At 72.9% G+C, this 11,860-nt stretch carries 11 protein-coding genes; 1 reads left to right on the top strand and 10 read right to left on the bottom strand.

Annotation, left to right across the window (positions count from 1 at the left end; all coding sequences use genetic code 11):
* Window positions 1-8 precede the first annotated feature (8 nt).
* Entirely contained in the window at window positions 9-587 is a 579-nt protein-coding gene (locus ACQ614_RS33360; protein ID WP_431682776.1) for a TetR/AcrR family transcriptional regulator, read from the top strand.
* 262 nt (window positions 588-849) lie between these two features.
* Here the strand turns inward: ACQ614_RS33360 and ACQ614_RS33355 are convergent, their stop codons facing one another.
* The 10 genes from ACQ614_RS33355 to ACQ614_RS33310 all read right to left on the bottom strand — a co-directional run bounded on the left by ACQ614_RS33355 (window position 850) and on the right by ACQ614_RS33310 (window position 11,658).
* Complete coding sequence (locus ACQ614_RS33355; RefSeq protein ID WP_431682775.1) at window positions 850-1,236, bottom strand: hypothetical protein; 387 nt, start codon at window positions 1,234-1,236, stop codon at window positions 850-852.
* 272 nt (window positions 1,237-1,508) lie between these two features.
* Window positions 1,509-4,064: a class III lanthionine synthetase LanKC gene (gene lanKC / locus ACQ614_RS33350; RefSeq protein ID WP_431682774.1), complete on the bottom strand. Its 2,556-nt coding sequence runs from the start codon at window positions 4,062-4,064 to the stop codon at window positions 1,509-1,511.
* Window positions 4,065-4,101: 37 nt separating this feature from the next.
* Window positions 4,102-5,763, bottom strand: coding sequence for a daptide biosynthesis intramembrane metalloprotease (gene mpaP, locus ACQ614_RS33345; RefSeq protein WP_431682773.1), 1,662 nt, complete (start codon window positions 5,761-5,763; stop codon window positions 4,102-4,104).
* 109 nt (window positions 5,764-5,872) lie between these two features.
* Complete coding sequence (locus ACQ614_RS33340) at window positions 5,873-6,034, bottom strand: daptide-type RiPP (protein ID WP_431682772.1); 162 nt, start codon at window positions 6,032-6,034, stop codon at window positions 5,873-5,875.
* 94 nt (window positions 6,035-6,128) lie between these two features.
* Entirely contained in the window at window positions 6,129-6,290 is a 162-nt protein-coding gene (locus ACQ614_RS33335; protein WP_431682772.1) for a daptide-type RiPP, read from the bottom strand.
* A gap of 104 nt (window positions 6,291-6,394) precedes the next feature.
* Window positions 6,395-7,576 carry a daptide-type RiPP biosynthesis dehydogenase gene (mpaC, locus tag ACQ614_RS33330; RefSeq protein WP_431682770.1) on the bottom strand — a complete coding sequence of 394 codons (1,182 nt, stop codon included), beginning with the start codon at window positions 7,574-7,576 and terminating at the stop codon, window positions 6,395-6,397.
* On the bottom strand, window positions 7,573-8,859 hold the full coding sequence (mpaD, locus tag ACQ614_RS33325) for a daptide-type RiPP biosynthesis aminotransferase (protein ID WP_431682769.1): 1,287 nt from the start codon (window positions 8,857-8,859) through the stop codon (window positions 7,573-7,575). The genes mpaC and mpaD overlap by 4 nt, the downstream gene beginning before the upstream one ends.
* Window positions 8,856-9,689, bottom strand: coding sequence for a daptide-type RiPP biosynthesis methyltransferase (mpaM, locus tag ACQ614_RS33320; RefSeq protein WP_431682768.1), 834 nt, complete (start codon window positions 9,687-9,689; stop codon window positions 8,856-8,858). The genes mpaD and mpaM overlap by 4 nt, the downstream gene beginning before the upstream one ends.
* Window positions 9,686-10,660, bottom strand: a complete 975-nt coding sequence (gene mpaB / locus ACQ614_RS33315) for a daptide biosynthesis RiPP recognition protein (protein WP_431684097.1) — start codon at window positions 10,658-10,660, stop codon at window positions 9,686-9,688. Before mpaB ends, mpaM begins: the two co-directional genes overlap by 4 nt.
* Before the next feature lie 20 nt (window positions 10,661-10,680).
* Window positions 10,681-11,658, bottom strand: a complete 978-nt coding sequence (locus tag ACQ614_RS33310) for an LLM class flavin-dependent oxidoreductase (protein ID WP_431682766.1) — start codon at window positions 11,656-11,658, stop codon at window positions 10,681-10,683.
* Window positions 11,659-11,860: the final 202 nt, after the last annotated feature.

Genomic DNA, 11,860 nt, shown 5'->3' with positions numbered 1-11,860 from the left:
ATGTCCCCATGACGACGCCCCTGCGCAAGGACGCGGCCCGCAACTGGGACCGGATCGTCTCCGTCGCCCGCACCCTGGTCGACCGGGGCGAGCCCCTGCAGCTCAACGACGTCGCCCGCCGCGCCGGAGTGGGGGTCGGCACCGTCTACCGACACTTCCCCACTCCCGAGGCCCTGTTGGAAACGGTGGCCGCCCCCTGCCTGGAGGACCTGGCCACGCACGGAGAACAGGCCCTGGCCGACACCGACCCCCGGCGCGCGCTCGAGAGCTTCCTGCTCCGCACCGTCGAGGCACAGGTCAGCGACGCCTCCCTGGCCCCCGTCACCGCCGCAGTCACCGACGCGCTGCCGCGCACCACGGAACTCAAGCACTCGCTCCGGTCGACCGGCACCCGGCTCCTCGACCGGGCCCGCGACGCCGGAGCCGTCCGCCCCGACCTCGACGCCGCCGACCTCGTCCCGCTCATGTGCGGTATCGCCCACGCCGTCGACGTCCACGGCGGCACGCCCACCAACCGCATCGACACCGCCCACCGCTACCTCGCAGCCTTCCTGAGCGGCCTGCGAACCACACCACCGAATACCTAGAACACCATCCGCACCACCGCAACAGGACGGCCCCGACCGGACCGCCGACGCCGACCGCCTCCGATCGTCCGGGGCAAGAACGGACCGGTCAGTGGTGATTGCCCCGGAAGCAGGCACGGACCTCCGGCTACCTCCATGCCTGCCCAGCTGCCGGCCCTTACGCCGGCCCCTCGAATGCACCCCGGCAGAGCCTCCCGGCGTCCGCGCAGCGACGCGGGACAACACCTTGGCCGTCTCGCAACCGCCCCACCTAGGGGTACCGCTACTCGCCCATGGCTGCTTCTCGGGCAACTCGGGCGGGGGTGGCCTGTGTTACGGCGGACAGGCCGATGCGATTGGCGTGAGAGATCACGTGGTGGGCAAGCACGGAGCGCGGGCCACGGGAAAGGGCGCCGCGGCATGCTGCATCGCCGATCGCAGCGCCGGCCCGGTCGAAGGCCTCGAACCACGGGGCGAACGAAGCGAGTCCTCCACTGGCGCGAGAAGGTGTGAGTTCGGTCCTGTGGTTGCGGACATGAGCGCTTTCAGCGCGTCCCCGCATGCCATCCACCCGACCGGCCTCGACCTCGGGCGGCAACGGGCGCAGCCGTTCGACCCGGTACCAGACATCGCCCTGCTCGAACCAGTCGAGGCCGGCGGATCGGAGCAAGCTCAGTGCACAGGATCGTACGACGGCGAATCCGAGCAGCCCTTGCTCAGCAAGAGGCGGGCGACCGAACCAACCAGCCCCCTGTCACCTCTGGGCGGATCCGGCACCCGTCCTGCTCCCACCCGGTGCGCCGGCCGTGGCCCGTGTCATGCAGGCACGCCGGCGCACCGGGCCCGCAGGGTGGGAGGTGCATGCCCCGGCGTCCGGCCCGTGCGGGCGAGGAGTCGGCCCGGCGGACCGTGCTCGGTGAGCCGGCTGCCCGAGGGCGCGGTTCACCGGGGGCCCTCCAGGAACGGCAGGGTGGTGCTACCGGCGCCCAGTGCGGCATCGAGGGCGAGGAGCACCCCGGCGGATCCGGTGCCGAAGTCGTTGGAGCGGCGCAGGGAGTGCTCGCCCAGGAACTCCGTGCGCCGCCCGGTGCGGACGGCGTGCCAGTCGAAGGCCGCGAGGTGGCGGCGCAGGGCCTCGCTGTCGTCCGCCGTGCCGCGGTGCAGCTGCCGCAGCGCCATGACGACGCCGGCGCGACCGGTGAACAGGCCTGCCCGGGGATGGAACTCCGTGGTCAGGGCGGAGCGGCTGCGTTCCAGTACGCGGGTGAGGCGGGGGTCGGGCAGGTGCGGCAGCAGCCGGTCGGCGACCAGGGCAGGGCCGGCGCTGCCGACGCCCAGGTACGGCGCACACCGCCGTGCTCCGGACGGCCCGTCGGGTCCGGGTCCGGGTTCGGGTTCTGTGAGGCCGAGGTCGGCGAAGTCGTGGTGGAGGGCCTCGGCGGCGGCCGGCAACAGGGAGCGGTCACCGGTCTCCTCGGCGAGGCGCAGCAGGAGGAGCGCCGCTCCCGAACGTCCGTGCAGCAGTCCGGGCCGTGGCGCTCCGGTGATGCCGCCGGCCAGCTGGTCGCCGAGTGCCCGGGCGCGGACGAGCAGTTCCTCCTCGCCGGTGCACCGGGCGAAGTGCAGCAGGGCCAGTCCGATGCCGGCGCGTCCGGCGAACAGGCTGTGGTCGAGGTGGTCCAGCCCGGAATTGACCACTCGTTCGAGGATTTCGCGGGCTCGGTCGGTGCGGCCGAGCCGGTGCAGGGCGAAGGCGATGCCCGTGAGGCCGTCGTAGAAGCCGAGGCGCGGTTCGGCCATGGCGTGCACGGCGTCGTCCAGCCAGCGGACGTGGGCGTCGGGGATGTCGGCTCCGGTTTCGGCCAGGGCCCACAGCACTCCGGCCGCGCCGTGGGCGAAGGCTGCTCCGCCGCCCGGGACGGTGAACTGCTCGATGTCCCCGGGGAAGAGGCGGTCGGTGCGGTCGGGGGTCGCACTGCCCAGGATGCCGCCGGCGACGGCCTCCCGGAGCGTGGGCCAGGTCGCTGCCGAGGGGGTCGGCGGCTCCGTGGGTGCCTGCCGGGTCCGGTCGGTCACCGCCGGTCCGGTTCCCTGCCCGATGCCGAGGTCACGGCGCACCTGCTGCCCGAAGTCGCCGGGGACCGGGAAGCGGGCGGCGATGAGGGAGAGGAGCTGGTCCAGCTTCTGCGGCGAGTGGTCGAGCAGGGCGGTCATCGGAGCGAAGAGGGCCATCCGCAGGCAGCCCAGGGCGTAGCGGTCCAGCGCCGCACCGCGGTGGTGGCTCGGGGCGCGGAACCCGGGGACGCCGATGACCTGGGGTGCTGCGGCCGCGATCGGAGTGGCGGTCTCCAGGTCGATGAACGCGACGGTGCCGTCGGGCCGGACGAGGACGTTCCCGGGGTGCAGGTCGCCGAAGACGACGCCGCGGTCGTGCATGGCTTCCGTCGTCCGCTCGATCTGCTCGAGGATGTCGAGCGCCCAGGCGGTGTACCGGCGGGCGCTCCGGTCGTCGAGCGTGCCCTCCAGCCACGGATTGGCCATGCCGCCGCCGCGGCTCAGCGCGACCCCGTCGACGAGTTCACGCGTGAGGTAGTAGTGCTCGTGGCCCTTGCGGTAGTCGATGAGTTCCGGAACCGCCGGGATGCCGGCCAGCGTCTGCAGTGCCCAGCGCTCCTGCTCCAGGCGGGTGACCGCGTCCGTTCCCTGGGCGTCCAGGCCGGCCAGCGGCCGGGCCTCCTTGACGAGAACGGTGCGACCGGTCGCCAGTTCCGTCGCCTCGTAGACTCCACCGCCGTTGGAGAAGTGCAGGGCCCTGCGCACCGCGAAGGGCAGACCGCGGGTGGTGCCGGCGCTGCGGGCGGCCACGGCCTCGTCGAGGCATTCCGGCAGGGTCACCCAGGCGGGCGGGTGGAAGCCGGGGCCGCGCCTGTCCGGCACCAGGCGACCGTCCTGGTCCTCGATGCAGGGGATCTGCCGGCCGCGCGCGTCGGTGACGGTGCGCAGGACGAAACCGCCGTAGCGCACGTACAGGGGGCCGTTGCGCCAGCGCAGGTCGCTGAGGATGTAGGGCCCCGGCTCGCCGTCGAGCAGATCGCCGAGTTCGGTGAGGACGGTCGCGAACTGCTGCTCGTCGAGCGGGTAGACGGTGATGAACTTGCCGCTGCTGCTGCGGTCGCCGTACTTGCTGTTGCGGTCGGTGAGGACGTGCGGGTTGCGGATGAACTTGAAGGGGATCCGCCGGGCCTCGCAGAAGGCGCGGACGATCGCCAGGACCGGCTCGGCCCGGTCCGGCACCGTCGAGACGTGGATCTTCCACCCCTGCGACGGGAGCCGGCAGCCGTGGGGGGCGTGGAAGGACCAGTGGGGGTTGAGTTCACGTGTCCAGCCGTCGGGGAGCGGCTCGCGGGCGGCGGGGTAGTCGGCCGCCGCCCGGTCCTCCGACGGGAGGTCGAAGTACGGGCTGTCCGGTTGGCAGTGCTGGAGGTAGTGGAGGAACACCGTGTGCTTCCGGGGTCGGGTCGGGTGGCGGAGCGGCTCAGCGCCAGCAGGGAGCCAGGTAGGTGTCGTACAGCCAGTGGGCCAGCGGGCGTTTCCCCAGCGTGAGTCGGGCGCTGCCGGTCGGGTCCGACGGCGGCCGGGTGGTGACGAGCGGGTAGGCGGCGGCGGGCAGCGACAGGGTGGTGCCGGTCACGGGGAGGAGTGCCGAGAGCGGTGCGGTGGTGGCGGTGCTCCGCTCGGACCCGATCACGGCCTCGCCCGTCGTGGCGTGTCCCACCAACCCGGCGCGGTAGAGGTGTACGGCCCCTCCCGCGTGGACGGCGGAGCGGTCGGCCGAGGACGGCAGGAGCAGTTCCACCTGTCCGCCGTCGCGTACGGCGTAGCCGCCGGCCACGGTGTAGGGGATGCGGACGAACAGCAGGGCGCAGACCACGGCGGCTGCGAGCGCGGTGGCCGACAGGGCGATCCGCCACCGGGGGGCGCCGGCCGTACGGGCTTCGACGGCCGTGCGTACCGCGCCGCGTACAAGGAGCCACATCAAATAGCCCGAGGCGCACACCATCAGGACGGCTCCGGCGGTGCCCATCCGTTGGAGCAGTGAGGCGAAGGTGCCCAGCGCCGGGACCACGATGAACACGGGGGCGGCCATGCAGGCGAGGCCGAAGGCGACGGCCCACCGCAGCTGTGGCAGCTCCGGTCGGTGGCGGCCGCCGTAGAGCAGTCGTGCGATCCGGTGGCGGGCATCGGCCATCGCCAGGTCGCGCAGGTGCGGGATGTCCAGATGGCCCATCAGGGCCAGGTAGCCGTCCATCCGGACCACCGGCAGCAGGTTGAACGTCCCGGCGAAGTAGCACGCCGTGGCGAACAGCAGCAGCCCGTCCTGCCACCGGCCCGGCGGCGGGACGAGCGCGGCCAGCGCCGCGGAGCCCGCGATGACCCACTGGGTGGCGATGCCGGCCAGGGCGACCCGGACGCGCTGCTCGTTGCGCGGCAGCCGCCAGCCGTCGGAGACGTCGCAGAAGAAGGCCGGCGAGAGGTAGAACAGCATCACGCCCATGCGGCTCGGCCGTCCGCCGTAGTAGGCGAGGACCGCCGCGTGGGCGAGTTCGTGCAGTGCGCTGGCGACGAGCATGGCGGCGACGACGCCGGCGTACACGCTCGGCGGCAGTGGCCGTCCGAGGACGTCGGAGAGTTCGGGGCCGAGCGCCGCCAGCGCCGCCAGGCCTCCGGCGGCGAGGAGCGCGCCGACGGCGCCCCACCGCTTGAGCCCCAGCAGGGCCATGGCGGGAAGCACTCCGGACAGCAGCCGCTGCGGGTGGACGACGGTCAGCTGCACGGTCAACGGCGGTACGACCCTCAGACGGGGCACCCTGCGGGGCGCGCCGCGATCCGGGTCGCCGCCGTGGAACACCTTGGCCGCGACCAGTCTGCGCACCGCCGTGTCCACCACGGCGGGGGTCCAGCGGGGGCCGAGGAGCGCAGCCAGTTCCCGGTGCCCTCTGGTGCCGTCGGCGGCCTGGGCCAGCCGCGCCAGGTCGGCGCCCACCCGCAGGTAGTGCTCGCCGCGTTGGATGATCCACGGGGCGTCCGCACCGGTCGGCGGATGGACGGACACGTTGTCGGCAAGCCGGGGACGGCTGATGTGCTCGCCGTCCGTTCCGCTTCCCTCCTGCGGGGCAACGGCCGTATCGCTGGTCAAGGTATCTCCCTCACGTCGCTCCCCGTCCGGGCCTCGGCCGGGGCGGGGAGCGGGTGCCGGGACGCGGGGAGGACTCCGCCGCGTCCCGGCACCGCCGGGTGTCACACCGTCAGGTCGCGACGATGATGCTGCCGATGCTGACGGTCGCCACGCTCCAGGTGGCGGCGCTCCAGTTGAAGGGGGCGTCCATGCCCTCCAGCTCCTGCATGTCCAGCTCCAGGTCCTGCATGCCCAGCTCCAGCTCCAGCGAGCCGTTGGTGTTCTCCTGCATCGTGTTCTCCTCCTCTCGAACGGTCGGTGGCTGTCGGACTCCGTGGCCCGCCGCGGGACGTCTGGCGTCCCGCGGCGGTCCCGGTGTCATGTCGTCAGGTCGCGACGATGATGCTGCCGATGCTGACGGTCGCCACGCTCCAGGTGGCGGCGCTCCAGTTGAAGGGGGCGTCCATGCCCTCCAGCTCCTGCATGTCCAGCTCCAGGTCCTGCATGCCCAGCTCCAGCTCCAGCGAGCCGTTGGTGTTCTCCTGCATCGTGTTCTCCTCCTCTCCGACAATCGGGGACGGTCAGGGTCGTCCGGTCCGCCTCCGCACGCGGCGGTGGACCGGAAGCTTTCGTGGGGGTGCCGTTCGGTGGCTCAGTGCGCCCCGGGCCCGGGTGCGCGGACGGCGTCCCCGAGCACGGCCCGGACGTCGCCGAGCGTCAGGCCGCCCAGGGCGGGCAGTCCGCCTCCCCAGGCGCGGACCGTGCGCTGCGCGATCGCGTCCAGGTCGGCGGGGTGCGCCGCCAGACGGTGCTCGACGTTCCAGTGCTCCAGCAGGGCGGCGATGCCGGCCGACGGCTCGGCGGGCAGCGGCCGGGGGGCGGCGGAACGCAGCCCCTCCCACAGGCGTCCGAGCCGTTCGGCCGAGCCCAGTCGCCGGTCACCGGCCGCAGTGCGCCGGAACAGCGTCGGGAGCAGGGCCGCGACGGCCGTCATCTTGCGGACGCCGAGGGCGGTGGACAGCTCGTTGGCGATGTACCAGCCCCGCAGAGCGAAGGGCTCGCGGTCCAGCTGCAGCCAGTCGCTGTGGGTGAGGGCGCTGAGCCGGGCGGCCGCTCCGCGGACCCGGTCGTCCGGGCCGTCGTCGACGGCCCGGTAGCCCAGGGCGAGGAGTTGGGCGGCGACCGTCAGGGCGAGGGCGTCCTCGACCGGGCGGTCCTGCACGTCGCCCACGCAGACCCCGGTCACCCGGAACAGCGCCTCCAGTACGCCCTCGACGACGAGTTCGGCGGGCAGCCCGGCCGTGGCCAGGGGGTCGAGCACGGCGAGCTCGGGTGCCAGCGAACGGCCTGCCACCAGTCGCTTGCCCTGCGCGGTGTGCAGACAGGCGACGCGACTGACCTCCGCGCCGGTGCCGAGCGTGGTGGGAACGGCGATCAGCGGCAGGGGCCGGGCGGTCTCCCCCGGCAGCAGGAGCAGCCCGCTGCGCTGCGGGGCGGTCAGCCGGGGAAGCACCCCCGGGTCACCCGCCAGTGCGGTCGCCAGCTTCGCCTGGTCCAGGAGGCTCCCCCCTCCGACGGCGGCGACCAGTCGGCCGGGGCCGCGCCGCAGCCGGTCGGCGAGTTCGACGACGGACTCCAGACGGCCCGGCCCGTCCAGGGGGATCACCTCGTGGACCGGCAGTGCCCGGGAGACCAGCGAGGCGATCGCGCTCCCGGTGAGACGGGCGTCCACGAGCAGGACCGTGGAGGTCCCGGACACCCGCTGCGCCGCCCATGCGGTGAACTCCGCCACGCTGTGCAGCACTCGGGTGGGCTGCTGCCATCCGCCGGTCACCGGCCGTCTCCCGCCGGGGTGCCGACCGCCGGGGTGCCGAGGGTGGCGAAGAACGTCTCGGCGCCGCGGGCGACGCAGTCCAGCAGTTCGTCCAGGTCCCCGTCGGTGTAGGTGAGTGCGGGGATGAGCTGGACGCCCTGCGGGCCGGGGTGGACGATCGCGCCGGCCTCCCGGACGGCCGCCACCAGGTCGGCGACGTCGTCCGCCGTCAGGGGCCCGCCGCCGGGAGCGGTGAAGCCGAGGTAGCGGAAGCAGCCGACGCCCTCGGTCACGGTCAGCAGGGGCAGCCGGTCGCCGAGGGACTTCAGCCCCGCGTCCAGACGGGAGGACAGGCGGCGGCTGAGTGCCTCCGCGTCCAGCCGCCGCATCTCCTCCAGCGTGGCCAGGATCGCCGCGCAGGTCATCGGGGTGCCGGCCTGGGTCTCGGCGTGGACGAACACCGCGTCGGCGTCGGTGAAGGCCGCATCGACCCCGCGGGCGACCATGACCGCGGCGGCGGCGCAGGTGCCGTTGGTCAGCCCCTTGGAGAGGATCAGGAGATCCGGCTGCCGGGGCCACCGGCTGGAGGCGAAGTAGGGGCCGGTACGGGCGAAGCCGGTGGCGACCTCGTCGGCGACGAGCAGGAAGCCGTGCTCCTCGCGCAGCCGCAGCAGCTCCGCGAGGAACTCCCCGTCGAGGGGCACCGCTCCGTTGCCCAGCACCGGTTCGACGACCACGGCGGCGATCTGCCCGCCCTGGCGGGCGAACAGCGCCTTCAGTTCGTCGACCGCGTTGGGGCCGACGTGGCGGACCAGCCGCTGGTCCACCCCGTACATCCGCTGCCCCATGTCACCGCCGGAGAGCGCGAAGCCGCCGAAGGTGAGGCCGTGGTAGCCCGTGCGGAGACCGACGACCAGGGTCCGCTGCGCCTCGCCGCGCAGGGCGTGCAGCTGGCGGGCGAGCTTCATCGCCAGGTCGTTGGCCGCACCGCCGGAGGTGGAGAACAGCACCCGGCTGAAGTGGTCGCTGCCGCACAGGTCGACCAGTGCCTCGGCGGCACGGCGGGCGTAGGTGTTCTCGTAGCGGAACACACTCAGGTACGACGCGTCGCGGACGGCTCGGGCGATGGCGTCGGCGATGGCCTCGTTGCCGTACCCGAGAGCGGTGTTCCACAGGCCGCTGGATCCGCAGAGCAGTTCGCGGCCGTCCGCGAAGCGCACCCGCACCCCCTGGGCCGAGACCGCGCACAGGTCGTCACGGCCGTGCCGGCTCGGGGCGAGCAGGGAGGGCCATACGGCGCTCATGCGGCGGCCTCCGCGACGAGCAGCACGTCGTGGTGGTGGGTGCCGGCCGGCGGGAGCGGCCGGCTGTCCGTCAGCACCAGTCCCGCGTGCGCCAGTTCGGCCTCCAGCTGCGCCACCGGGAAGACCCCGATCCGGGTGGTGCACACCGTGACGGGAGGCTCCGCCGTTTCGAGGGGCTCTGCCGTTTCGAGGGGATGGGGGAAGACCGTGACCGTGCGCACGTCGGCGCCTTCGGTCCAGTGCTCGTACATGCGGAACCGGGTGCCGTCGGCGCCGTCGACGTCCATCACCTGCTCGGTGGTGGAGCTGCCGAAGTCCGGCACGTCCACCGCGGTGAGCAGGAACTTCCCCCCGGGAGCGAGGTGACGGCGGACGCACCGGTAGAGGCCCGCCCGGCCGGTCGCGTCCAACAGGGAGACGGAGGTCGCACCGAGCACGATCGCTCCGAATTCCCGGCCCAGGTCGAAGTCGCTCATGTCGCCGGGGACGACGGTGCAGCGGCTTCGTCGCGCGGCGGGTACGGTCTGCAGGCGCTCCTCCAGGATCCGGATCATGGCCGGCGCCAGTTCGAGGGCGACCAGCTCGCGCCCCAGGGTGAGCATGGGCATCGTCAGCCGGCCCGAACCGGCGGCCAGTTCGAGGACGGGGCCGGAGGTCGAGCGCAGCGCAGCGACAAGCTCGCGCACTTCGAGGGGCGAGGTGCCCGCGATCGCGTGGTAGACGGGCGCGCCCGCCTCGTCGTACAGGTCGTGGAGCACGGCCTTGCCGCCGAGTTCGGCCAGCAGCGCACCGGCCCGGCCGGGGACCGCGGCCCTCAGGTCCGCGGTCACAGGACGACCCCCGCCCGCTCGAAGAACTGCTGCACCTTCAGGAGCGCGGCCCGCCGGGCGTACTGGGCGGCATCCTCGACCGATCCCTGGCAGAGGAGCAGCTCGGCGAGTTCCCCGGCAGCACGGTTGAGTTCGAACAGCCGGGATCCCTCGGAGGTGTAGAGGTAGGCGGATTCGTCGGTCCACAGCACCAGGTGCCGGGCCGGTGTCCGAACCGGTTCGGTGACGCTGTTCTCCGGCCGCAGGCGTCCGCCGAAGCCGGAGACGCGCGCCCGCAGGACGCCGCGGGACCGCAGGTCCCGCAGCGCGTCCACGGCCAGGAGGTACTCGGTGAGCCAGGGCCGGCTCTCCAGCGCCGCGGCGCGCCGCGCTTCGGGGACGGCGGTGGCGAGCGTGACGGCACAGGGGTGCGCGCCGGCGGCGTTCGCCTGCTGCCAGGCGGTGTCCAGGTCCTCCGGGTCGTCGCCCAACCTTCCCAGCGTCGAACCGTACGGTGAGACCGTCACCTCGCCACCGGCCCGGACGTAGAGCCGGTGCCGCGGGCCGGCGCCGTCCAGCGGCGCGCCCAGCCCCGGGAGATCCGCGACCAGCAGCGCGGGATTCGCCAGGAATTCGGCGAACTCGCCCTTCTCACGGGCGGTGTCGGCGTCCCCCAGCCACACCTCGAAATCCACTTCGTCCGCAACGCGGACCAGCGTCGGCCCGATCACGGAAACGTACTGGCTGATGCTGTAATTCTGCACCTGAAGATAGAAGTCGTCCCCGAGGGACGCCTCGGCGTTGCACTCGCGGAAGGACCCGCCGTAACCGGTCACGTTCTCGTCGGCGTCCGCCCGGTCGCCCGGGGCGAAGATCCGGTAATGGCCGACCTCGGACTCCGCGCCGACCATTTCCTTCACCTCCCCGACATGCCTGGAATCCTCCAGGACAATGACCCGGCCCGGGCCCCGGCTGCCGGTGGCCCAAGCCATCAGATCGCGCATCTCACCGCTCATCGCATTTCCTCCGTGCCACTCAGCGCAGTGACGATCGTCTTGATCTGGCGCATGGCCGCCTGCGCCCCGCAGACCTTCGCAACACCGGTCACATTGATGACCACTTCGTCCACGCCGGAATTCCAGAAGGCCTTGATCTGCTCCACGAGCTCGTCGACCTCACCCGCCAGGAAGGCACCGCCCTCGATCAGGGCCCGCGCGTTCGCCAGGGGGTCGCCGCTGCCGACGTCGATTCCGGCGCGCCTGAGCATGTCGGCGTAGTGCGGCGCCTGCATGTGCACACCGTTGCCGGCCACCGCGACGGCCTCGACGTCCTGATCGGGCAGCGGCAGCGCCATCGGCACCATCGCGACCACCCCGGGGAGGGGGCGGCCCGCCGCATCGGCCCCTTCGCGCAGGGCCGGGAGCACCGTCTCCCGCAGGTAGGACGCGGGCGTCAGCCAGGTGATGGCGGCATCCGCCACGCGGCCGGCGAGACGCGCCATGCCCGGTCGCAGCACCCCGAGCCCGACCTGCACCTCCGGTGCGGGGGAGGGCGGAAGAGCGCCTGCGCAGTGGTAGTACTCGCCGCTGAAATCGAGCTGCCGGCCCTGCAGCAGTCCGCGGACGACGGTGAGGTACTCCTCGGCCGCGGTCAGCGGGCTGGCGTAGGGCTCGCCGCGCATGGCGCGCTGCAGGGAGGGACTGCCGGGACCGAAGCCCGCGAGCACCGGGTGCCCGGTGGAGAGCGCCAACGAGCGGGCCTGCACGGCCGCTTCGTAGGGGTGACGCAACGGCATGAGGCTGACGCCGAGTCCCGTCGGCACGCCGAAGCCCGTACCCGCCGCATGTGCGAATCCCTGGTGCGCCTCGACCGTCAGCGACTGCCCCTGCCACAGACGCGCAGCCCGGGTCCAGTGCACCAGCGCCGCATAGGTGGCCAACTGTTCGGGCCGTCGCGGCACGAACGGAACGAGGATCGAGAATGATGGCACTGAATTACTCCGGGCATGAATGGATCGCCTACCGGTCCGGTCGGATAACCGGAAATGACGGACCACAGGGCGGCAACGTACGAATCCATCCGACACCGACCGGACCGGACACTCACGGTGCACGGCAGTCGGCAGTCGTTCTCCCCCCGGCGGGCCGTGTCAGTCGGCATCGGCGCCAGGATTCAACGAAAGAAACAGTTGC

The sequence above is a fragment of the Kitasatospora dryopteridis genome, from assembly GCF_050749075.1.
GTDB lineage: Bacteria > Actinomycetota > Actinomycetes > Streptomycetales > Streptomycetaceae > Kitasatospora.
The sequence above is the reverse complement of the archived record's forward strand: the minus strand, read 5'-3'. Positions and strand labels throughout refer to the sequence as shown.

What these genes read in the sequence shown, in the direction of transcription:
- ACQ614_RS33360 (WP_431682776.1), top strand. Translation starts at nt 9, where the DNA reads ATGACGACGCCCCTGCGCAAGGACGCGGCCCGCAACTGGGACCGGATC.
- ACQ614_RS33340 (WP_431682772.1), bottom strand. Translation starts at nt 6,034, where the DNA reads ATGCAGGAGAACACCAACGGCTCGCTGGAGCTGGAGCTGGGCATGCAG.
- ACQ614_RS33335 (WP_431682772.1), bottom strand. Translation starts at nt 6,290, where the DNA reads ATGCAGGAGAACACCAACGGCTCGCTGGAGCTGGAGCTGGGCATGCAG.
- mpaD (WP_431682769.1), bottom strand. Translation starts at nt 8,859, where the DNA reads ATGAGCGCCGTATGGCCCTCCCTGCTCGCCCCGAGCCGGCACGGCCGT.
- mpaB (WP_431684097.1), bottom strand. Translation starts at nt 10,660, where the DNA reads ATGGCTTGGGCCACCGGCAGCCGGGGCCCGGGCCGGGTCATTGTCCTG.